Origin of the sequence: Flavobacterium sp. GSP6, assembly GCF_003984855.1 — a bacterium.
Classification (GTDB): Bacteria; Bacteroidota; Bacteroidia; order Flavobacteriales; family Flavobacteriaceae; genus Flavobacterium.
Genome location: NZ_RYDO01000010.1, coordinates 1 through 22,965 on the forward strand (window position 1 = coordinate 1; position 22,965 = coordinate 22,965).

17 protein-coding genes, 1 tRNA gene and 1 pseudogene are annotated in these 22,965 nt (G+C 34.7%); 11 read left to right on the forward strand and 8 right to left on the reverse strand.

The window, feature by feature from the left end; all coding sequences use genetic code 11:
• From EKM03_RS10760 to EKM03_RS10770, 3 genes are all read right to left on the reverse strand, one after another.
• Positions 1-5,591, reverse strand: a 5,591-nt coding sequence (locus EKM03_RS10760; RefSeq protein ID WP_126554903.1) for an RHS repeat-associated core domain-containing protein, incomplete at its 3' end; no start/stop codon positions are given.
• Positions 5,592-5,674: 83 nt separating this feature from the next.
• Positions 5,675-6,100, reverse strand: a complete 426-nt coding sequence (locus EKM03_RS10765; protein ID WP_233584083.1) for a T9SS type A sorting domain-containing protein — start codon at positions 6,098-6,100, stop codon at positions 5,675-5,677.
• A 100-nt stretch (positions 6,101-6,200) separates the two neighbouring features.
• Positions 6,201-6,854, reverse strand: coding sequence for a response regulator transcription factor (locus tag EKM03_RS10770; protein WP_126554905.1), 654 nt, complete (start codon positions 6,852-6,854; stop codon positions 6,201-6,203).
• A 486-nt stretch (positions 6,855-7,340) separates the two neighbouring features.
• Between EKM03_RS10770 and EKM03_RS15495 the strand changes: the two are divergent.
• Both EKM03_RS15495 and EKM03_RS14920 read left to right on the forward strand, forming a co-directional pair.
• Positions 7,341-7,463: pseudogene (locus EKM03_RS15495) on the forward strand (DUF6444 domain-containing protein); the annotation flags it as partial.
• A 12-nt stretch (positions 7,464-7,475) separates the two neighbouring features.
• Complete coding sequence (locus tag EKM03_RS14920; protein ID WP_126554908.1) at positions 7,476-7,871, forward strand: IS66 family transposase zinc-finger binding domain-containing protein; 396 nt, start codon at positions 7,476-7,478, stop codon at positions 7,869-7,871.
• A gap of 100 nt (positions 7,872-7,971) precedes the next feature.
• Here EKM03_RS14920 and EKM03_RS10775 read toward each other — a convergent pair whose 3' ends face one another.
• The 4 genes from EKM03_RS10775 to EKM03_RS10795 all read right to left on the reverse strand — a co-directional run bounded on the left by EKM03_RS10775 (position 7,972) and on the right by EKM03_RS10795 (position 12,522).
• The gene (locus EKM03_RS10775; protein ID WP_126452893.1) at positions 7,972-8,559 is read right to left on the reverse strand and encodes a DUF4202 domain-containing protein; all 588 of its coding nucleotides are present in this window, start codon (positions 8,557-8,559) and stop codon (positions 7,972-7,974) included.
• A gap of 29 nt (positions 8,560-8,588) precedes the next feature.
• Positions 8,589-8,939, reverse strand: a complete 351-nt coding sequence (gene nirD, locus EKM03_RS10780; protein ID WP_126554910.1) for a nitrite reductase small subunit NirD — start codon at positions 8,937-8,939, stop codon at positions 8,589-8,591.
• A 448-nt stretch (positions 8,940-9,387) separates the two neighbouring features.
• A complete protein-coding gene (locus EKM03_RS10790) occupies positions 9,388-11,547 on the reverse strand; it encodes a S9 family peptidase (protein ID WP_126554913.1) in 2,160 nt (719 codons plus the stop codon).
• A gap of 902 nt (positions 11,548-12,449) precedes the next feature.
• A tRNA-Phe gene (locus EKM03_RS10795) sits at positions 12,450-12,522 on the reverse strand.
• 143 nt (positions 12,523-12,665) lie between these two features.
• Between EKM03_RS10795 and EKM03_RS10800 the strand changes: the two genes are divergently transcribed.
• The 9 genes from EKM03_RS10800 (at position 12,666) to EKM03_RS10840 (ending at position 21,969) form a co-directional block, all read left to right on the forward strand.
• Entirely contained in the window at positions 12,666-13,400 is a 735-nt protein-coding gene (locus EKM03_RS10800; protein WP_126554915.1) for a type III pantothenate kinase, read from the forward strand.
• Positions 13,393-14,643, forward strand: a complete 1,251-nt coding sequence (locus EKM03_RS10805) for a hypothetical protein (RefSeq protein WP_126554917.1) — start codon at positions 13,393-13,395, stop codon at positions 14,641-14,643. The genes EKM03_RS10800 and EKM03_RS10805 overlap by 8 nt, the downstream gene beginning before the upstream one ends.
• 45 nt (positions 14,644-14,688) lie before the next feature.
• Positions 14,689-15,243, forward strand: a complete 555-nt coding sequence (gene lptC / locus EKM03_RS10810; RefSeq protein ID WP_126554919.1) for an LPS export ABC transporter periplasmic protein LptC — start codon at positions 14,689-14,691, stop codon at positions 15,241-15,243.
• Positions 15,244-15,254: 11 nt separating this feature from the next.
• On the forward strand, positions 15,255-15,449 hold the full coding sequence (locus tag EKM03_RS10815; protein WP_126457478.1) for a hypothetical protein: 195 nt from the start codon (positions 15,255-15,257) through the stop codon (positions 15,447-15,449).
• Between the two features lie 3 nt (positions 15,450-15,452).
• The gene (locus tag EKM03_RS10820) at positions 15,453-16,712 is read left to right on the forward strand and encodes a hemolysin family protein (RefSeq protein ID WP_126457477.1); all 1,260 of its coding nucleotides are present in this window, start codon (positions 15,453-15,455) and stop codon (positions 16,710-16,712) included.
• A gap of 108 nt (positions 16,713-16,820) precedes the next feature.
• Positions 16,821-18,917, forward strand: a complete 2,097-nt coding sequence (locus tag EKM03_RS10825; RefSeq protein ID WP_126576784.1) for a peptidylprolyl isomerase — start codon at positions 16,821-16,823, stop codon at positions 18,915-18,917.
• Between the two features lie 300 nt (positions 18,918-19,217).
• On the forward strand, positions 19,218-20,843 hold the full coding sequence (locus EKM03_RS10830; RefSeq protein ID WP_126740414.1) for a hypothetical protein: 1,626 nt from the start codon (positions 19,218-19,220) through the stop codon (positions 20,841-20,843).
• Positions 20,844-20,896: 53 nt separating this feature from the next.
• Positions 20,897-21,406: a hypothetical protein gene (locus EKM03_RS10835; RefSeq protein ID WP_126740415.1), complete on the forward strand. Its 510-nt coding sequence runs from the start codon at positions 20,897-20,899 to the stop codon at positions 21,404-21,406.
• A gap of 14 nt (positions 21,407-21,420) precedes the next feature.
• The gene (locus EKM03_RS10840) at positions 21,421-21,969 is read left to right on the forward strand and encodes a hypothetical protein (RefSeq protein WP_126576786.1); all 549 of its coding nucleotides are present in this window, start codon (positions 21,421-21,423) and stop codon (positions 21,967-21,969) included.
• A 58-nt stretch (positions 21,970-22,027) separates the two neighbouring features.
• On the opposite strand, the gene EKM03_RS10845 is transcribed toward EKM03_RS10840, so the two are convergent.
• Positions 22,028-22,942, reverse strand: coding sequence for a GYDIA family GHMP kinase (locus EKM03_RS10845; protein WP_126568721.1), 915 nt, complete (start codon positions 22,940-22,942; stop codon positions 22,028-22,030).
• Positions 22,943-22,965 lie beyond the last annotated feature (23 nt).

Consider the following 22,965-nt stretch of genomic DNA (forward strand, 5'->3'; position numbering starts at 1 on the left):
ATAAAAGTGGCTTTTAGCAAGCCACCAACACTAAAAGGTACATCGCTCATTAGAGCAGTTAAAGTATAAACGGTAGCAGAAACAGCTGCGCCAATAGCAACTGCAACCAAAAAAGGAATTATTTCCCCACTAGGATCGGTATACATTAGTGGGTTGTTCAACACATACGCATAGCGGTTGTAGTTTTGGGTATTCTCCGGTTGCTGGATAAAATTATCGGGCATTAAGAAAGAACGTAAAACAGGATCATATAAACGACCGTTCATATGAATTAAGCCTACCTCAGAAAGGTGTTCATGACTCGTATAACCACGATCTAAGAAAAGCAATTTTGCAGCGGTACCATCTGTAGGTAAAACTATTGCTACTCCATTTTGTTGCAATTTAGCTAAATTTCCCCAAGCATCAAAATGACGGCGTTCTATGGCTAGTCCATTTTCATCAGAAATGGCAATAATACTGCCTAAATAATCGCGATGTAAGTAGTACTTTTTATCGACTATAGTTCCTGTCGCTAGGTTTTTTATTTTTTCTACATACAGTGGGGCACCATAGGCATCTCCTGCAATATAGGTACGAATGGTAATAGTTGTAGGGGTTTTAATAATCTCTACCGTACCATCATCAGTATAATCCTTAGTTTTAGTATATACTCCGGTAGTAGCTGGTGGTGTAATGGTAAAACCATAATTCATAGTTTGACGGGACAAATGCGAATTGTAAGCAAAAGTAGTACTTCCTTTATCACTCTCATTTATACTTATCGGGCTTTTGAACATGGTATAACTCACTACTTGTTTGGGTAATGTGTTGTAATAATTCTTCCCTTCGGGAGTAAGGACAATAGCACTCTTTCTGTAAATACCAGTTGCTACGTCTGTGTTATAATTTACTGAACCTAATTTATTGTTGGTGGTAATACGTCCTTTGTTATCATAGCTGTTAGAATCGCTAGTACCATTCAATGGATTCGTCCATTGCGTCAATCGATCCAAGTTGTCATAGATAAAACTTTCACTAGTGCCTAGTGTTAGGTTCTGGCGACTGTTTAATGTACCTTTTATTCCATTAAAATCATACGTATTATGCAAAATAGCTGTACTGGATAGCAGGTGTTTTTGTGAACTAAAATACCCATCAATTGTGTAGGCATTGGTAATGGCAATACCATTCCCTAGTGTCTCTGTCAACGATTGCATTTTTTCATTGGCGGTATTCCACTGCCACAATACGGCATCATTACCATCGGTAATTTTGTCCATAATGCCATTATAGGTGTTATAGTTATTCTTTGTCACCACAGTAGCCACCATCCCAGTAATCAATTCTTGAGTGGTACTGGTACTGGTAACAGGTCTGCTAAACGAATCGAATGTGATCGATTTAGATTGTGTAAATCGGCTGTTGGATTCACTGGTTGTTAACAAGCGATGCAAACTATCATAGCCATACGTGAACACATCAATACTAACTCCATTAGATTTTTTACTAGTCTCACTAGTAAGTTGATTTAATGAATTATAAACATAATCTGTTTCTATATCAGTGCCATCGCCAATTAATTTTTTCTTTATCAATTTACCATAAGCGTCATAGGTATTGGTTGTACTTCCTTTCGGAGTCGTTTCTGTCAAGGATTGACCAAAAGCGTCATAAGTATAGGAATAATTTCCAGCATTAGGATCATTCATAGCAATTTTATTACCCCATCCGTCAATACTAATTGTTACTTTATGTCCCTCATAATTAGATTGTTTTAATTGACCGTTAGCGTAGTACGTGAATGCAATTACACCACCTGGATCAGTAGTTTCTATTTTATTCCCCAAAGCATCAAGCGCTGCAGTGGTGGTTTTTCCATCATCAATACTTGCAGTTGTCAATCCTGAATAGGATAATGTTTGTATACGACCAGTAGGTGCAGTTACTTTTACGGGACGTTGTAAATAATCATATTCATAATTAGTAAATCTATTAGGGAATGAAAAATAGGGTTCACTTACCCATGATTTCCTTCCTAAAGCGTCATAAGAAACCATGGTTGAGATCATAGATCCAGCTGCCAATCCTTTTGTTGAGTTGCGCACTTCACGACCTAAAACATCATATTCTACAACAGATAATCCATTTAAATTATTGGTAGTGGTTGTAGTATATCCACCAGAACTTAATTTGTTATAGACTGTTGTTGTTGTAAGGGGTGTTGCTGAAGCATTTGATACCGATGAATTAATTAGTTTGCCCCAACTATCATAGCCATTAGTACTAACTACACCCATATAATTTGTTGATGATAGTACTTGGCCCAAAGTATTATAGGTAAACTGATTAATAAATCCTTGATGATCTGTTTTCTTTATAACGAATCGTTTAGAGTTGTCGTATTCATCAGTAATTGTTCTTGAAGCAACAGGACTTGGAGCGCCCGGAGCACTAATAGTTTTTGTTAGTAAATTCCCTAATGTATCATACGTCATATCTTCGACGAGAGCATAACCGGTATTATGACCCGTTTTTTCAGATTTGGATAATGTCGTTCCAGAATAGGTATACGTTTCACTAGTTGTTCTCGTATCGCCGGTGCTATTTGATGTTGAAGTAGCAATAGTTTTAGGACGTCCTACATAATAATTTGCCCCTACACCTGATGGGTTATTTTCATAGGTTGAGGTGGTGGTTGCTGTTCCCTGCAGGGCAGTGCCAATACTTTTTTTAGAAACTCGTTGTGTTTCTAGTCCATAATACGAACTAGAGTTGACTGAGCCGTCATAAGTAAAAGTATCTTCAGTTGTTACTCCAGTTAAATGATCAATTGTCGATTGTTTGTTCAATAAAACATTGTAAACTTTTGAGGCTGGATGTATATAAGTATCAAAAGTGTTCGTTTTGGTATTTAATAAATCTGTAGGTACTGCATCAAAAACAGTATTGGAATTAGTACTTGACCAAGAAAGAGTAGTTGCTCCTTTTAGTGTTATATCATTGTGTTGTGTTGACCAAATTTTTGAATCCGAATCTGATAAATACCAGCTGCTTCTAGAAGTCCGAATGAAACCAACAGTTCCGAAATTGAAGTTAGAAACATACCCTCTATATCTAAAATCCTGATATTTAGAAATCCCATTGATTGTAGCAGTTAATTTAGAGACCAAAAAACTGGTAGGGTTACGGATAATTTCAATGTTGGGATAGGTTACCGAATCACTTGAAGAATAAAAATCGGATGTCGCATTACCATAACTAGTATCACTTGCTTCCATTGGTTTATAATCAATAGTTTGCTTTATATTTCCACTAGCTGCAGTTACCGATATTAATCTATTTTCTTTTTCTACATTTTTATAGAATTGGTAATACTCAATTTTATTATGATGTCCTCTTACAAGTACAAGATCAGTATTGGCTCCATTGTATCTGAAATTTGAGGTTACTGGAATAGGTATATCTGGAGAGTCATTATCAAACAGTCCTGAATCATAATCATAATTGAACCCTGGATAATCTAGTTTCCCTAAATTATTTACATAGCTGGTTACGCGCCATTGTGTGTTATGATCATTTATCGTCCATTTTGGTTTGTAATATTTTCTCCAAACTCGTACAATGTCTGATTTACCATCTTTATTTACATCAATTGCATAATAACTACTAAAATCAGTTTGAGTACTATATGTTGTTCCTGTATTAGGCCAGTATTCAACTATATTGTGACTTTCTTTTGTGAAAAAATCACCACCAGATGTTTTTGGATTACTGTAATAAATATGCCACAAAGTATGCCCACTTCCTCCTTCTGAATGGGGAATCATAATATCCGTTTTCCCATCTCCATTATAATCTCCAAAAAGGATTTGTTTTGTGTCTGAATAACTGTCAATAATACCAAAACCTAGCAGTTCCAATTCGACCCATGGCGCAGCATTGAGCTGTTTAAAGCCTATTACTTTATAATTCCTGTTATAATCTATAAGTAAAATATCCGATTTGCCATCTGAATTAAAATCCATGACAAACTTTTTTCCACCCTCTAAAAGATTTCCATTAGGTATTAAAGCAAAATCTTTTTGTCCAATTGACGTGTTTGCATTAGGGTCCAAGTTAACTAGGTGAAAATCCAGTCCGTCATAATCAAAAGTTTCTGTACAATATTCATTTATTGGATAACCAGTATTATGGTCATACTCTGTATATTCGTATGTAGTGCTTCTCTGATTTCTTAAGCTTTCAATAAGAAATTCACTTATCCCATCTCCATTAAAATCACCCTCGAGGTAAGTATTGATTTTTTGTAAATTGGCTTGTTCTGCACAATAACCCTCTGAACTTGGATCTAAGAGCATTGTGTTATTGAAATTTAGACTTTTTGTATAATTCAAAGTTAAACCAGTAGCATTTAAATTATACGCTTTAAACTCAATACTATTCAGCGATTCTTTAACATAAAAAATGGACTGAAATTGATTCATTTTATTGTTTGTAAGAGTAGTTCCTATAAATATTTGGCCATCTTTGGCAGGCATATCAATAGGAGTATTTCCACTGTTTCCCAAGAAAAGGTTCGTGTACATTTTATCTTTTGCCGTAAAATCCAGTCTACCATCACCATCAAAATCACCTGCTAAATCTATTTTGTCAAAAGCTAAGTTGTTTACGTATGATTTTTCCTTTCTTTCTAAAAATCTAGGGCTAATGTCATATTCAAATTCAACTGGGTTTGATTCTTCATTTTGAGCATTAAGTTCTTTAATACTTTGTACCCTTTCGTATCCTAAAAAGTAATCTTCTATATGAGACAATTGATATTTTCTAAAAATAGTGTTGTTAGTTCGTACTTCAATATTATCTAAAATCTTAGAAGCATAAGAAGGGTTTCCACCAATAAAATCGCGCTCCACACGTTGTGAATTTTTAAAATTGAATACAATTGAATTTTGAAATGCAATTCCCGCACTGGGATTCCCGCTAAATGAAATACTTGAAATGTAAAGTTGATTAGTAGCATTATACACCACATTCATATAGTTATAATCAATTCTATTGCCATTCACATCCTCATAGCGCACAATATGCCAAGCTGTTACTGAAACTGCATTTTGATAAGTGCCATTTCCAGTACTCCCATACCATGACCTAGAGCCATCCGGTGCCGTAACGACAAAGAAAGCCATATTACCCTGAACAACATACTCAATTTTAGTATTGCTTTTGTATTCCGTTTCATAGGTAGATCCGCTTCCCCAATAAGCACCTGTTTTTATAAGTAAACGCTGACCATCTAAGGCTAATTTATCATCACTATCAAAATCTACCCCATCAACAAATCCATCAATGTCTCTTCTTGTAGCCATTCGAGTTATAGATGAAATACTATTGATACTCCACCCTTGTCCAGCAATACCTCCCCGAGCTCCACTAGAATAGGTAAGATTAATTACTGGAGCGACATTCATAATACTTGGGGGTACTGCGATGGGCAAATTAAAGGAAGCTGTTCCAGAATTAGAAATTTGTAATTCTCCCTTGGTATCTGTGAAATTCTGAGCCAAACAAAATTGTCCAAACAAGAAGAGTAAAAAATAAAGTTTTTTCATATTAAATTCTATTGGATATGTAAAATATTGTAAATTGTTTTTTTTGAAATATATAAAGAGTAAACGGTACTGAAGGATAGTAACTATTTCTTAATAATTTTAATACTCTTTTGTTCATCAGTATTATAACTAAACTGAACTACATAAAGTCCACTTGGATAACCTTGAAAACTGATTGACATTTGTTTGTCGGCAGGAACATACCTTTGTAGTAACGTGCCATTTATTGAAATTAATTTAATTTCAACTACTTTTTTATCTGGCACCAATTCCCAATTAAGATAGAGTTCCTCTGATACAGGATTTGGATAATAAGAAATCTGATCAATTTTTTGTAAGTCCTCTTTTTTTAATTCTTTTACTGGTTTAGCTGTAGTTCTAGCATTACAATTAATACATATTTCCCGCAAAACTTGATTCCCAGCCTGGTCGTAACTGAATAGTATTTTATCTTGTGCGAATGATAATAGTGGAAATAATAGCATTACTAATATGTAGTGTTTTCTCATAAAATTCATTTTGATTAGTTAAAAATGAACAAAAATAAAAAACTTCTAAAATAAAAAAGGGTAGTAAAACTACCCAAAATGTTAAATTTACAATTGTACTTTAAATCAACCCACGTTTTTTGGCTTCCTTTATAATTGCTTCATTAGAACCATTCTCAATATTCAAAATAACTTTTATTTTAGCTTTTCTTTTATTAACAGCACTTAGTGAAATCGGTAAATGCATTGGCAAATTCTTGGTAGCTATACCTTTACAAATCAATTGAATAATCATTAAATTCAGATAATCTAAAAATATATAATTGGATTTATTATGCTTTATTCTTTGTAAAATATGACTACTGTAAAATACTCCTCCATTAAGCACCTTTTGGAAAATAATACTCAGATCACTATAGTTTATATCTGCTTTTTCAACAATAGCATCAGGTTTAATATTTTTTAATAGACTTTCTAATTCTAAACTGTGAAGTTGTCCTGAGATAAATATAATTTTCGCATCAGGAAATTTTGACCGTATAATCAAAGCAATATCTTCACCATTTTTTAAATTAAGAGGCTCATACTCGGCCATACTGAAATCTAAAATAGCTAACCTCAAAATATTAAAATTTGGATCTGTTAAAGTAGTATAAGCATGATGCAAAGAATGAGATACAATAATATCGGTATATAGATTTAAACTATGTAATGCCATAATGTAACAATCCGTTACCAATTTATGGTCTTCTAAAAGTAAAATAGGTTTTGCCATGTGAGTAGTGAAGATTATCGTGTTAAAAAAAATTAAGTATTAGCGGATTAGATATGTTTAAATATTCAAATCAAAAATACTAATTTGAAATAAATCCCAATTGAAATTTGTAATAAATATTATATTTTGACACTGACTAATCTGTAAAATCTATTGTAGTACTGCGACATAATCTTAAATATCAACTAGTTGTTGAATGAAATAATTGAAAAGCCGTAACTATTCAGCCTGTTCTAAAAAAAACATAGTTATAAACAATTTTAACTTTTTGCTTTTAAAAAAACAGCTTTATTTTAAGTAATTGTTTATTACTTCTTAACAAGTATTCGCCTGATTTTAGTTGCTTTTTGTAGGTGTTTGTTTCCCTTGTGTCAAACAAATAGAAATAGAACACAGATAAAAAACGTATTGCTGAATTAGAGGTCAAAGTTACCCGATTAGAATCATTAGTTGAAAAATTACTTGATAAAATCGATGACCTAACGCATCGCAAAAAACAGTCGTAATAGTTCAGTTTCATCATCAAAAGACGAACTGCGAAGCACATCACGAAAGCCAAAATTAAATAGACCTTTAAAACCAAAAAAAATAGGCAGACAACCAGGTCACCAAGGCAATACTTTGGAAATGATTGCCAACCCAGATGTTGTCATTGAGCACCAACTAGAATTTTGCAATCATTGTGGTGATGATTTGTTTGATCAACTAGCACTATTTATGCTACGCAGACAAGTTGTTGACATACCACCGATTATTCCTGAATTTACTGAACACGGTATATTTCAAAAAACTTGTCCTTGTGGCTATCATACCAAAGCTTTGTTCCCTAGCCGAGTTAACTCGCCTACCAGTTATGAATCTAATATTCAAGCTACTATTGCTTATATGCATACTAGACAATACTTGTCATTTGAGAGAATGAGCGAGCTCTTCAGGGATGTTTGTAATATCCATTTTGGAATCATCAACAACGCACTTAAGATTACGGAAGAGCCCAATTACTTAACAGAACCGTAACCACAATAGTCAATAAGGCAAATAGATAGAATCGTCTTAGATTTTTGAAGGTGTCTTTGTCAACAGATGCTGTGGCTCTGTTTTTCATAAGCATGTCGATTTACAAACCAAGCGCTTCTTTTATCAAATCGAAATTTTCAGCGCTAAATTTTATTTTTAGGGCTTCCTGTTGTCCTTTTTCAGACATTTTATTCCAGGTTTTCAAGATAATATTTTTCATTTTCTCTCGGTCGTGTTTTTGAACAAAAGGATCCAAATAAAATTCCATAAACACCAAACAAATTACATCTTCAAGGAGTTGTGTTTCGATATCTTTTTTGAGTAATTTTTTTTCGATAAGGAAAGAAACCCGTGCAATAAATGCTGTGGAATATCCTGCTTTTTCTAAAATTTCAGCAGTGGTTTTAGCGTGAAATTTTTTCAAATCTTCGCGCCATTTTAAATAGCCCACTCGATCCATTGGATAGGATTCTCGGGGCATTTTCCATCGGCAAATGTGTTGTGCTTTGGCCGAAATTTGAACAGCTTCGGATGCATTTGGATAAAAATCCATCAGCCTTTCGTACATTCGATTAGAGTACAATAGTTCCTTTGGCTGCGAAACAGAGTGGTCTATTTCATGATTTGGATCTTGTGCATTTTCTGCATCAATCCATGCGCTGGCATTTTGGAATTGTAAGATTGTCATTTGAAAGGTTTAAAATCAAAGATACATAATTAATCCAAAAAGCCAACGAATACCTCGTTACCTATAATTTTTTCAGGATAAGTCGCAATTTTTAGATCGTCTCCATTTAAATTGGTACCGTCCACAAGTGAAAAAGTTTTTTTGTGCAAAGGGCAGGCTATTTTGGGAATATCTCCCATAGAACTCAACATTCCTCTGGAAAGAGCCATTTTCATTTTATTAGGGCAGGCGTTTTGACAAGCATACCATTCTTTTTTGCATTCAAAGTTGATGATGGCAATTTGCTTGTCTTTGTATTTGAGGCAACCGCCTCTATTGCTTGGAAAACCGCTTGTTTTTCTGGCCTTGAACCAAGTTTTTACATAAGTCAACGCTATCATACGCGCGTCTGGGCTCTTCTCCAAATACGGTAATTTGATGTTTTTCCTGTCCGGGTTTTGCAATAAATTTTTCGCAAAACTTGTATCCTAGCATGCCGTTTCCGACTACTGTTACTTTAATCATAATCCAATTAATTAAGTATTGTTACGTAAATACAAGTATTAATACTTAACCCGTTGGGTGCAATTAATTTTTGATGATAATTTTCGTCAGTTCGAGTGATCCCGCTTTTGGGCGGGATTATATCGAGAACTAGAAAATTAGTATTAAAAACGGTTCTCGATACACGTCACTTCGAGTGCGAAGCGTATCGAGAAGTTTGTTCCGTTTTACTACACAAAAAACACTCGAACTGACGTTTTGAATAATTGCACCCAATGGGTTAATACTTATATAAACGTACTTAATTTAATTTTTTTATTCTACGTAATTTTAAAATTGAGTTTTTTATTTTTTAGCAATCCATCTTTCAAAGAATTCATAGGTTCGCAACATTTGATCCATTCGCTGTCTGTTGTCGCCATTGCGAGTGATTTCGTGTGTTGCTCCCGGATGGACTACATATTCAACGGGACGCCCCAGAACCTTGAGACTGCGATACATCATTTCTCCCTGAACGAATCCCGTACGACGGTCATTGCCCCCGTGAAAAATAATAAATGGTGTCTTGATGTTTTCAACGTATGTCAAAGGGGATTCTCTCGCCAGAATTTCTTTCACTTTGGGTTCCCACGGATAGCCGCCAAAATAATTAGGAACCAGTCTCCAGGCATTCCCTTCGCCAAAAAAGGTGTTCAGGTCGTACACGCCACGTTGTGCGCAGGCGGCTTTGAATCGATTGTCATGGCTGATAATCCAAGCCGTCAGGTAACCAGCATAAGAACCTCCGGTTATCAATAGTTTATCGGGATCAGCCCAGCCTTGATCGATAGTTTTATCTAAAGCGGTCAGCACATCGCTTGCAGGACCTTTGCCCCAGTCATTGATGTTACCCCGTAAAAAATCTAAACCATAACCGCCGGAACCCCTAGGATTGCTATACACTACACCATATCCTTTGCTACAAAAATATTGGTATTCGTGCCACATGCTTTCTTCACCTGGTCCCCACATAGCAGATGGCCCTCCATGAATTTCCAGCAACAAAGGGTATTTTTCTCCTGCTTGGTAGTTGGCAGGCTTCATTACCCAATACTCAATGGTCATCCCTAAATCGTTGACAAACGTTTTCTTTTCAGGAAAGGATAATTTTTTAGTTTGCACCCAATCATTAAAAGTACTGGCTTTTCTTTCTTTTTTGAAATCCGTAGTGGAAAAATACAGTTCGGATGGATTTGAAATCGCTGTTTTAGAATAAACAAGGGTTTTGTTTGCAATGTCAAAACTGGTAATGCCAATCTCACTGCTCGATAAAGAATCTACTTTTCTGGTGGCAATAGTGACTTTGTTCAGGACATTTCCACCATTGCTTTGTCCAGTGAAGTAGAGGTGTTTGTCATCAGTACTCCAAATGAGATTTGTTTTATTGCGATCAAATGGGATCGTTATAATGTCTTTTTCGGTTCCGTTTATTGGCATTATTGCTAAGGTAGGGACTGAGACGAAAGAAGTAGAACTAAAAAGAAAGGCAAGCCATTTTCCGGAATGCGATACGGAGGCATTGCTGTATCTTTTGTCCTTTTCGCCTAAGATCATTTTTAAATTAGTCCCATCACTATCCGCTAAATAAATTTCGCTTTCTAAAGAGCGATCCGGATTTTCTGCGGTGTCCATATCGCCCGAGAAAATGAGTTGTTTGCCGTCTGGAGTATAGTCAGCATTGGTAAAACTATAAAATCCTTTTGTGAGCAGTCGTGGCGCAGCATCTTTAGTCACATTGATATCAAAGAAATGGTTATAAGTCATTTCGGATGAGATAGCCGACTCACTTTGAAAGTTTAATTTGTTTAGGACGATTGCTTTTTTATCCACGGCATTTTTTTCAAGATAGGCTCTTATCTGGGATAAGCTCCCATTTGGGTTTGGTTTGTCGCTATTGGGTAACAAATGTTCATTATTGGTAAAACCAGGTTTTTCCATGGCCCAAGTTGGTATGTCATGTGATTTGTTTAGGGTAGAGTCTGCAATTAATTCTTGTAGAGAAAGACTTGATGAAAAAAGTATTTTTTTGCCATCTGGAGACCATTTTGGGTTGTTTGCGCCGTACTTATGGCTGGTCAATTGCATGGATTCTCCTCCATCTAGGGATAAAATAAAAACTTGAGATTTGTCTTCTACGGAGCGCGTAAAAGCAAGCTGCTTTCCGTCTGGACTCCATGCGGGTTTTGCAGCACCTTCTTTGCTAGTGGTCAACTGCAACGGAGTGGCTGTGTTTGCCGTGGATGCGCTATATATCTGGGTTCGATACTTATAATCCAGCGTACTAGTCTGGTCAGGCTCGATAGTGGTCAGGGTAAAGGCCACTTTTGTTCCGTCTTTAGTTAGTGTGACGTTGTTGATGGTTTTAATTTTTAGCAGATCTGTAAGGTGTACGGGTTCTGTTCCGTTTTGAGCAATAGTGGCTTGCAGCGTGGCAATAAAAAGCAGTAACAGGGAAATTTTTTTCATAGTGTAATGGTATCGCTAATTTTTATTTAATTCAAGAGAAAAGGCATACAGGCAACTAATTCTTGGTGTTACAATTGGTCATAATTTGCTTGTTCCGGCAAAAGAGGAAGTTTGGTTTTTAGTAAATATAGGAAAAAAGAACAGTGTAGTCCGATAAAAACATCAAAATAAGAGTATTCTTCTTCTTGTTGTCATTACTCTTTGATAATTCTGAGAACCTTTTTTGTAAGGAAAGCAAGAAATAAATCTTTACAAGACGCCAAGACCAGTTGTAGTTGTATCATGGCCACTGGGCGATGCTCGGTATGATTTTTGAAATCCGTATTGGAATACCTGTTTTTTCTTTCAATACAAATGTGGGAGATAAAGCGACTGAGGGAGATGTTGCTGCCGGAAAAAAAATGCAAAGCTAAATTGTAAAAGGACCTCTTTTTACTCGGTCTTTATTTTTCAGGGGTATGTGTTATTCCTTTTATAAGCCTGGTTTTCCTACTTATTTAAAAAGTGTTTTTTGCAAACAGAGAAGCGTAATCTTTTTGTAGGGGAATTATTAAAAAGATAAGAAGGGGTTCGTGTGCGATTGTGTTTTTTGCAATTAGGCCTATTTGTTTTTAATTAAAAGAATATGGAGGCAATGCATTAAACGAGAGTGCGGGCTGTTTTTATGGAGTTTGTACACGGAATAAAATATTTTTTTGGGAACAAGAGGGAACTACTGATTCCAGAAACGAAGGCGCTTTTTGAGGTCTTTTGAAGGGAATTTTATTGCTGTACGAGTATTTTGTTTCTTGCAATACTGCTTTGAGCAAGGACGAAAGGAATGTGTTTTAGATCAAGTCTTGAACAAAGTTGTTTTTGATTTTGTATAAAAACAAAAAACCCACTCGTTTGAGTGGGTTTTGTGGTACCTCCAGGGATCGAACCAGGGACACATGGATTTTCAGTCCATTGCTCTACCATCTGAGCTAAGGTACCTCGCTATTATCTCACTTTGCTCTTATTTTAGTAGGAGTTCGATGAACTTGTTTGCGGGTGCAAATATAGTATGATTTTTAGTTTATCCAAAACAATTTTAAAAAAAAATCAATTCGTACCTTTGTCCCATCAAAAAAGAAATTATGATTTTAGTAGTTGATGTGGGAAATACCAGAATTAAAGCCGCTGTTTTTGAGGGTGCTATGCTTTTGGAGGTTTTTGTTTTTAGCCAAATTGAATTGGAAAAAAATATTAAAAATATTTTAAAAAACTTTAAAAAAACAACTGATTTGGTGGTTTCTTCAGTTGGAGATCTCGGAAAACAGCCGTTTTTAGCTTTCGATAAAGAGATAAAAGTGCATTTTATCTCGAATAAGGATTCTTTTCCGTTCCAAAATAAATACGCAACGCCACAAACTTTGGGAATTGACCGTATGGTTCTTGCTGCAGGGGCTACGCTCCGGTATCCGGATCAAAACCGGCTGGTCATTGATGCCGGAACTTGCATTACCTATGATTTTATAGATCAGGAAAATAATTATTTAGGGGGAGCGATCTCGCCGGGACTGCGATTGCGCTATGAAGCATTGCATCACTACACCGCAAAATTACCTTTATTGTCTCTGGGGATTCCGGAAGATTTGATTGGGAAATCAACTTCAGAATCGATTCATTCCGGAGTGGTAAACGGTTTAGTTTATGAGATTGACGGGTTTATAAATCAATATAAAGCACGGTATTTAAATTTTATAATAATTTTAACGGGTGGAGACACAGATTTTTTGGCTAAACGATTAAAAAATACCATATTTGCCAATTCAAATTTTCTTCTGGAAAGTTTAAACCAAACATTTCAACATAAAACCAAAAATGATTAAAAAAATTATAATAAGCGCCTGTTTGCTTTTATCATTAGTATCTTTTGCTCAAGAAGGAACAGCGTCCCCGTATTCTTTTTATGGAATAGGAGATGTTAGGTTCAAAGGAACGTTGGAAAACCGTTCGATGGCAGGAATAGCCATTGAACAAGACAGTATACACATGAACTTGCAAAATCCAGCCAGTTATGCAAGTCTTAAACTAACTACTTTTACCCTGGGTGGTACGCATGCGACCACAAAAATGAAAACAGATACTGAAGCTGCAAATACAAGAAGAACGACTCTGGATTACCTGGCCGTGGGTTTGCCTATTGGTAAGTTTGGGTTGGGTTTTGGATTGATTCCGTATTCATCGGTAGGATATAAAATACAATCTATTGCTACTGATCCCTCGCAAAACAGCAAGCGTTTCAATGGTACTGGTGGTTTGAACAAGGCCTTTTTAGGAGTAGGGTATAAAGTGACGCCAAATTTTAGTGTAGGTGCCGATGTGCAGTATAATTTTGGAAAAATTGAATCTAATAACCTTGAATTCATTAGTGGAGTTCCTGTTGGAACCAGAGAATTGAATACGATTGATTTGTCTGGCGTGAATTTTAATGTAGGGATGATGTATCAGACTAAAATCTATAAAAAAATCTCTTTTTTTAGTAGTGCAAATTATACGCTGGAAAATACATTGGTGTCTAAAAACAACAGGAATATTTCGACAGTGGTTTTTAGTTCAAATTTTGATGTGGTGGTTGTAGATGCGCTGGATGATGTAAAGGGCCAAGTGAATTTGAAAATGCCGAGTAAATTAGCATTAGCAGCAGGTTTTGGCCAGGCCAGAAAATGGCTCGTAGGAGTTGGTGTGACGCTACAGGATGCAGGATCCTTGGCAAATAATTTTAATTCAATGCCAAATGTTACCTACGAAAAGCATTCGAAATACAGCATTGGAGGGTATTTTATTCCTAATTACAACTCGTTCACAAGCTACACAAAAAGGATTACGTACCGAGGGGGTTTGAAATTTGAAAAAACCGGAATGGTGATCAATTCAGAATCCATTGATGATATGGGATTAACTCTAGGCATTGGATTGCCACTAACAGGTCAGTTCTCTAATGTGAATATTGGATTTGAATTAGGCAAAAAAGGAACTACAGCATCTAGTTTAGTTCAAGAAAACTACGCCAATGTAAGTGTGAGTTTTTCTCTTAATGACGAATGGTTCATCAGAAGAAAATTCAACTAGAATAAAAAGAAGTACTTTTTCCAATTTTTTCGTCCAGGCCAACTTATGACAGTAGTCAAAAAATATTATATCAAATTAGGGGTCGCGGTTTTTGCCGGAGCGCTTTTTTTGGGGTGCGAAAGTAATTTTAAGGAAATACAAAAAATAAATTTTTCCGAGTTTGTTCCCAGTAGTGATGCTGATATGGTAAATCTCAAATATACAGATTCAGGAAGGATTACATCCATTTTGATCAGCTCTAAAATGTTAGATTATTCTAGCGTTAGCTTTCCTTTTACGGAATTCCCAAAAGGGATTGATGTTACTTTATTTGACAAAAAAGGGAAGAAAACATTTATCAAATCAAATTATGCCATTTCTTACAAAGGAACAGCAGTAATTGATCTGCAGGGAAAAGTAAGGATCTCTAATGAAAATGGACAGCTGTTAGAAACAGAGCAACTTTATTTTGATCAAAGGAATGAGTGGTTTTTTACCGAAAGAAGGTTTAAATTAACAGACCCAAAAGGTGTTTCAAATGGACAAGGAATCGATTTTAGCAAGGATTTCAAAGTGATTAATTCTCAAAAAATAACCGGCGAACTCGAAACCGCTGAATAACACAACACCCTATGAACTATTTAAAATACACACAATACGTTTATCTTGTTTTTGGAGCCTATTTTATTTATGATGGCTTCATAAAGTTAAATGCCGAGGAAGAAAATCCGTGGTTGAGTTTCATGTTTGCCGGATTAGCCGTTTTTATGTTTTTCTTTAGAAGAAAATTTGCTAAAAAGTTTGAAGACCGAAACAAAAAATCCTAATTCATGGAGATTAGTGTTATTTTCCTGTGTCTAATACTAAGTGCTTTTTTTTCAGGAATGGAGATAGCGTTTGTCTCTTCAAATAAAATATATCTTGAAATTGAAAAAAAACAAGGCGGTTTTGTTTCCAGAATACTGACAAAGCTTACTGAAAAGCCCTCCAAGTTTATCGTAGCCATGCTCATTGGGAATAATGTCACCATGGTGGTCTACGGTTTTTTTATGGGCGAATTATTGATGCGCTGGTTTGTTACTCTGGGGCTTCAGTTTTCGGATTTCTTGGATTTATTAATTCAAACCATAATTTCTACTATCATTGTGCTGATTACCGCAGAGTTCTTGCCAAAAGTTTTTTTTCAAATTTATGCCAATTTTCTATTTAAGTTTTTTGCAATTCCCGCCTATTTCTTTTTTAGTATTTTCTATTTTATAGCTGCATTTTTTATTTGGGTTTCTGATTTTGTTTTGATAAAATTCTTCAAAACCGAAGGCGATAATGTACAGCTTTATTTCAGTAAAATTGAGCTGGGGAATTACATTACGGAACAAATGAGTAGTGTTGAAGATGATGATGCCATGGATTCTGAAATTCTGATGTTTCAAAACGCATTAGAATTTTCAGGAGTCAAAGCCAGAGATGTGATGAATCCCCGTACTGAAATTATAGCCATTGACTTGTCGGATACCATCATAGATCTCCGAGAATTGTTTATAGAAACAGGCTATTCTAAAATAGTGGTGTTTCAAAATTCACTCGATGACATTGTAGGCTACGTGCATTCCTTTGATATGTTCAAAAAACCAGACAGTATCAAGGATATTGTGATTCCGGTAGAATTTGTTCCGGAAACAATCTTTATCAAAGATGCGATGAGTTTGCTGATCAAAAAACGTAAAAGTGTAGCTATTGTATTAGATGAATACGGCGGCACCTCCGGAATTATTACCGTAGAGGATATTGTGGAAGAGCTTTTTGGTGAAATTGAAGATGAACACGATTCAGATGAAGAATTGATTGAAAAAGAACTCGGTGATGGCGAATACGTTTTCTCAGCCCGGTTAGACGTCGAGTACCTTAATGATACCTATAAACTGGCTATTCCGGAAAGTGATTCGTATGGAACACTTGGGGGGTTTATTGTGAATTTTACTACCGAAATTCCTCAAAATGGAGCGGTTATCACCATTGGAGCGTATCGTTTTGTAATTGAAGAAGCAATAAATAAGAAAATAGAATTAGTAAATATGACCGTGCTAGAGTAGTTTTTTTTGTAAAATTGAAATTTCTTATAAAATAAAACGCTACTACTATAATTATTAATTAGATAATTGTATTTTCGCAACCTGAATATAAAAATTAACAACAATAAAATGGCATTATTACAAAAAATTAGACAACGTTCGCTTCTTCTGATCTTAGTTATTGGGTTTTGTTTATTAGCATTTATCATAGGTGATATATTTAGCAGTGGAGGTTTCAGCAGCACATCAAAAGATGTAGGAAGCATTGACGGGAAAGATATTTCATTTGAAGATTTTAGAGTTAAAGTGAGTAATGTTGAAAAAAGTGGTCAAGGAATTACTTCAACTGAAGCGGCTAACAGAGTATGGGAACAAGAAGTTTCGGTTGCTTTGCTAACGTCTGAATTTGAAAAATTAGGATTACGAGTAGGTGAAAAACACCTATTAGAAGTGCTGAAAGGCGATCAAAATATTGGTGGGAATCCATTGTTTTTGAATGCAGCCGGTGTTTTTGATATTGCAAAATTTAAAGAATATTTCAAAGCAAACCCTGCCCAAGCTCAGTTTTTGAAAGACAGAGAAAAAGATGCAGATCTTAATGCTAAATATCAAATATATACTACATTGATTAAAGCGGCCGTTTTTACAACGGAGAGCGAAGGCAAGTTGCAGTATGAGATGGAAGCAAATAAAGTAAACTTTGCCTATGTTGCAGGATTATATTCAACAATCAAAGACAGTCAAGTAAAAGTGACTGATGCTGAAATTGTTGATTACATGAAGAAAAATGAAAAAAAATTCAAAGCAGACGAATCTCGTGAAGTAGAATATGTCTTGATCGAAGACAAAGCCTCACCAGCTGATGAAGCCGAAGTAAAATCAAAAATAAATGCATTGTTAGCCGGAACAGTAGTATACAATCAAGCTACCGGAAAAAATGATACCTTACCAGGATTCAGAGCAGCAACTAATACAATTGAGTTTGTGAATTCAAATTCAGATGTTCCTTATGATTCTTCTTATGTGGCCAAAAAAGATTTGCCTGCAATTGATGCAGATAAATTATTTAATCTTGCTCCTGGAGCCGTTTATGGGCCTTACATATACGGGAAATATTTCTGTATTTCAAAATCAATGGGAATGAAATCAGGTGTGAATGCAAAAGCAAGTCATATATTGATCAGTTATGAAGGGACTCAAGTTCCAAATCAAAAGGAAAAAAGAACAAAAGAAGAAGCAAAAGCAAAAGCAGAAAGTATTTTAGCACAAGTTACTGCCAGTCCGGATAGTTTCTTGATGTTAGCTTTCACAGCTTCTGATGATTCATCTTCGCAACAAGGGGGAGATTTGGGTTATTTTGGTCCAAACCAAATGGTAAAACCATTTAATGATTTTGTCTTCAATAGCAGTATTGGAAAAGTAGGGTTAGTAGAAACGCCTTTTGGATTTCATATTATCAAAGTTACTGATAAGCAAGACGGAATTCGTTTGGCTACTGTAGCTCAGAAAATAGAAGCATCTGAGGCCACTTCAGATAAAATGTTTACTCAGGCAACTAAATTAGAAATGGATGCTGTGGACAAAGATTTTAACAAAGTTGCAAAAGATATGGGGCTTGTAGTAGCTCCGGCTGTTTCTGTAAAAGGGATGGACGAAAACTTTGGAACTTTAGGAAATCAAAGATCAATCGTTCGTTGGGCTTTTGAAAAAGGAGTAAAAGTAGGTACTGTAAAAAGATTTGAAGTGGCTAATGTAGGTCACGTAATTGCAAAATTAAAGAGTATTGACAATTCTGGTTTAGTAGCTGTTTCTGTGGCGAGACCTTATGTGGAACAAATACTAAAAAACAAGAAAAAAGCAGCATTGATAAAGGCAAAAATGACAGGTTCTTCGCTGGAAGCAATCGCGAAAGCAGTAGGAGCTACCGTACAACAAGCTACTGACTTGACAATGCTAAACACGATGTTGCCAGGTGTTGGTCAAGAGCCAAGTGTAGTAGGAAATGCATTTGCTTTAGCAGCAAATAAAATGTCAGCTCCAATTGAAGGAAATACAGGTGTTTATGTAGTGAAAAACAATAGCACTGTAAAAGCGCCAGCATTGAAAAGCCATGCTTCTTATGTTTCTAAATTAAAGGAACAAAGCGCTTCAGATGCTAATAGAGTAGTTCCTGCCTTGAAAGGAAATGCTAAAATTGAAGACAACAGACAAGAATTCAATTACTAGTCAAAAAGTAATTAATCACAATAAAAATCCCGATACATGCTGAATGTATCGGGATTTTTTATTTGTATGCGAAGGGACTTTTTTTCATAATTTTAGGCCTTCACAAAAAGTTGAATTTTTACTTTTCAAATGTTAATAAGTTTTAATTGAGTAAAGAAAAAAAGTAAGATTTTGTTGTAGTTTTAAATAAACTTTTAAGAAGATTCTTAAAAAAATAAATTAATAAAAAAAACCAAAAATTATGACAAACAAACAAACAAACAAACAAACAAACAAAGTGTCGTTGCTATACTGATACTTATGTTAGTTTGTTTGTCCTTTAGTTCTTGCGAAACTGAAAAATTCGATTCAAATCTAGTAAGCTCTACTTTTAAAGATGATGTAGTTATTAAAAATGGTAGATTATTTTTTCAGAGCAAAGATGCTTTTGTTAGGGTTTATCAACAATATGCTGATGAATCGGATGAAAAAATAAGTATTTTTTTGCAGCCTTTCTATGAAGAGGGGTTTTATTCATTAAGGCCTATTGTTACTGAAAAAAATGAAGATTTTTTGTACATGCAGTATAGTAAAAAAATAAATGATCAAATTCGTTACAAAAGTACCATTTCTAGTAATAAAATATCATCTTCAGCTAATATGGAAGTTGGTTTTAATTATTTGGATGAAATAGAAGATATTATTGGAGACGATACTTTCGCTTCATTACTTAATTCTGATGGTGAAATTCAAGTAGGTTTTGAAATTTATAAATATACGGACGTTGGTTTATTTATTGCGGATGAGGAAAAATATACGGTCTTAGAAGATTATTTGAATTTAAATGATATTTCTAGTGATTTAATGGTTGAAACTCCACAGACTGCTAAAGAGAGAATTTTAGATGCATACCCTAATGGAGGTGTTACATATATTGATTCTGATTTAGTTTATTTCAAAATGCAACCAATTGAAAGTAATGAGGGTAGTGTTTTTGGTGGAGTTAGTAGTTATACTCCGACTTCAAGTTCAATTGCTTCTACAGATCCTAGTTACAGCGGTTTTTTATCAAATTTAAGTGATTGCGATCCACATAGTGGAATTTTTGGAAGTCTTTTTGGAGATAATAATGTTTGCATAGATGCATATGAAACTAGACGAAGAGTTAAAACGAAAGCATTTAATTATAATTATTTGCTTGTTTATCATTTGGGAGTAAAATGTGTTAATCAATATAGAGGTTGGACTGGATTTTGGAGAGTTGAAGCGACAGATGAAATCCGATTAGTAGTTGAAGCTGCACAATTTGAATATGATGTAGATAAATTACTTAACAGTGCAATGACATATAATCAACTTCAAGAAAAAGCATATTATTTAAATGACAAAAAAATATTATATCAACCCAACTCTTTAACTATTGGAGGATATACCTATACCGATTTAAATCATTCTTCTTTAAACCAAATTTTTCAAAACGATGGTTTAGGATTGACTTTTGAGTTTTTTGGGACTGGCTGGCCTTTATTAGACGATGCAGTTCAAGGAGGAATTGACAGTAGTTTAAAAGCAAGTAAACTAAACGAATATTTTTATAATGGTTTGTATTCAAGCATAACTGCACAACTACGAAGTGCATTGGGAAATAATAGCTATACTCCTCCGGCAAATCGCACATTTGTTGCTAAATTTCCTCAAACAGGAAAAGTGATAATTCAAAAGTCAGTTCTTAATCAAGGTTTAAATATAGGTGTTAGGGAAAAATCATTTGATTTTGGCGCAGAAATTAAATTAAGTGCTGGGGATTCTGGCGGAACTTGGGAAATTTCTAACATAGGTGCTGGTGGCCAATTAATTAGACCAAAAAATTTCAAAGTAAAAATGATTGGGGCGGTAAGGCATGGTAGTGAATGGCATGGTAGTAAATTTCAAGATGGTATAGATTAATCAATATGAAAAATATTTGTGTACTATTTTTTTTAATTCAATATAATTTTCTCTTGTCACAAGACAAAATGGAATCCACTGTTAGCTATTTAAATATGACATCCCTTTCTATTACAAAAAATACAGAAAGTTATTTTTCAAAATTCGGAAAAGATGATGAAAAGAAATCAGACGGCTCTAGTTTTGATTTGAACACGATTCATGGATTAGTTTTTTGGGATTTTATAGCACTTTCTACAGGAATTAGTATTGATTATAACATAAAAGAAACGTTTTTATCAACTCCAATCCTTTTAGATATAAGAGTTTTTTCTAATCAAGATAGAGATAATTGCTTATTTGCTTATTTGCAAACCGGTAGAAATATAAAATGGTCAGATTCATTTGATGGGAATGGAACTTCATCTAAATTAGGTGTCGGATTAATTTTTGCCGATAATGAGAAGATTTCATACTATGTTGACTTGTTTAAAAAGTCTAAAGACATAGAATTAATAAAGCACCAAAACGAAGGGAATTATAAGATTACAGCCTTTGGCTTATCGTTTGGAATAATTTTTTAACTAAAAACAAAAAAATGAAAAAAATAATTTATTTATGTTTGTTGCTACTCTTTTGTGACGTAGCTAGTGCGCAAAACGAGGGTTTAGAAAAATCTATTTATAATGTTCAAGCTGGTTTTTTTGGCCTTTGGATAAATAATGAATCAAAATTGTCGAACCAATTAGTGCTTAGGTCAGAAATAGGTTTTGATGGTGGTGTACGTGGTGGAGATTTTGTCGGAAAAACAATTTATGCATTAACACCCAAATTAGGTTTAGAGCCAAGATGGTATTACAATATTGTAAAAAGAGAGGCTACAGGAAAAATTATCAAAAATAACAGTGCCAATTTTTTGACACTTGGGATTAATTATTATCCCGATTGGTTTGTTATTTCTAATAGAGATAACGTAAATGTATCTAATCAAATGACCTTAATTCCAAAATGGGGAATCCGAAGATCGATTTCTGAAAGTAATTTTAATTATGAATTAGGAATTGGTTTAGGTAAAAGATACTATTTTGAAATACGAGAATGGGAAACCGCTGCTGATTTACATTTAAGGATTGGCTATACTTTTTAGTCTATCAGGATAAATTAAAAATCCCTTTTGGTATAAAACTAAACGGGATTTTTTTTGTTTATAGAATTATCTCTTTGTACGAGATGATAGTTTCATATCCTTTTGAAATAAAATAGTCAGTTGGATTTTCAATTGCAATTGCCATTACAAAATCGCCTCCCCAAGCTCCCAGGCTTTTTATCACGCCATTGAAATCTGGAAACAAAGACTCTTTTATCGTTTGTGTTTCCAGAACAATACTCATTTGTACTTCGTGTTTTTGTAGTGCTGCAGCAAAAGATTGAATTGTAGTCGCATTCAAAACTTCAGAGGTTATCACGTCATTTAAAGCAATCGTTCTCGGGAGATTATTCTTTTTATTCATATCGTAGGCTGTTATTGCGCTTTTGCTGCTTTGCTTTTTATTCAGATAGACAAAGTAAAGATTGTTAGTAAAATCCGGATTAAAAGATACTTTTTCAACAATAGGAGTACCTTTTTCCAAATGATAGACAATAGGGGTGTCGTTTTGTGCACAGGCAATATCATAACCACTACCTCCAAAACTGTTTTTAAGTAATGTAAAAGCATCGATGTCTAACCACTGAGCAATGTTGTTTATCAAAGTCGATGACGTGCCCAAACCCCAGCTTTTGGGAAAGCTAAGTTCAGTCGTGATTGTGTATCCCTCTGAATTTAAAATGAAACCCGGATTTAATTTGAATGCCTCGTGCAAAATAATCTTAAGTGTAGCCTTGACCGATTCATTTTTAGTTTGAACTTCCTTTGAAATATCAGAAAATAAAAGAGTGTCTTCAAACCAAATACTTCCATCTGCATCATAACTTTTCCAGATGATTTCCTTATTATTTCCCTTTTCTATAATGAGGTTTTGCCCCATTTTTGTTGGTAATGCAAACGCTTTGGCGCCATCAAGGACTAGATATTCACCTGTGATTAAAAGTTTTCCGTTACTGTAAAATGTTTTCTTCATTGTCTTTGCGAGGAACGAAGCAA

Coding starts and splice junctions, on each gene's coding strand:
- EKM03_RS10765 (WP_233584083.1), bottom strand. CDS start 6,100: ATGAGAAAACACTACATATTAGTAATGCTATTATTTCCACTATTATCA.
- EKM03_RS10770 (WP_126554905.1), bottom strand. CDS start 6,854: ATGGCAAAACCTATTTTACTTTTAGAAGACCATAAATTGGTAACGGAT.
- EKM03_RS10775 (WP_126452893.1), bottom strand. CDS start 8,559: ATGACAATCTTACAATTCCAAAATGCCAGCGCATGGATTGATGCAGAA.
- nirD (WP_126554910.1), bottom strand. CDS start 8,939: ATGATAGCGTTGACTTATGTAAAAACTTGGTTCAAGGCCAGAAAAACA.
- EKM03_RS10790 (WP_126554913.1), bottom strand. CDS start 11,547: ATGAAAAAAATTTCCCTGTTACTGCTTTTTATTGCCACGCTGCAAGCC.
- EKM03_RS10800 (WP_126554915.1), top strand. CDS start 12,666: ATGATTTTAGTAGTTGATGTGGGAAATACCAGAATTAAAGCCGCTGTT.
- EKM03_RS10805 (WP_126554917.1), top strand. CDS start 13,393: ATGATTAAAAAAATTATAATAAGCGCCTGTTTGCTTTTATCATTAGTA.
- lptC (WP_126554919.1), top strand. CDS start 14,689: ATGACAGTAGTCAAAAAATATTATATCAAATTAGGGGTCGCGGTTTTT.
- EKM03_RS10815 (WP_126457478.1), top strand. CDS start 15,255: ATGAACTATTTAAAATACACACAATACGTTTATCTTGTTTTTGGAGCC.
- EKM03_RS10820 (WP_126457477.1), top strand. CDS start 15,453: ATGGAGATTAGTGTTATTTTCCTGTGTCTAATACTAAGTGCTTTTTTT.
- EKM03_RS10825 (WP_126576784.1), top strand. CDS start 16,821: ATGGCATTATTACAAAAAATTAGACAACGTTCGCTTCTTCTGATCTTA.
- EKM03_RS10830 (WP_126740414.1), top strand. CDS start 19,218: ATGTTAGTTTGTTTGTCCTTTAGTTCTTGCGAAACTGAAAAATTCGAT.
- EKM03_RS10840 (WP_126576786.1), top strand. CDS start 21,421: ATGAAAAAAATAATTTATTTATGTTTGTTGCTACTCTTTTGTGACGTA.
- EKM03_RS10845 (WP_126568721.1), bottom strand. CDS start 22,942: ATGAAGAAAACATTTTACAGTAACGGAAAACTTTTAATCACAGGTGAA.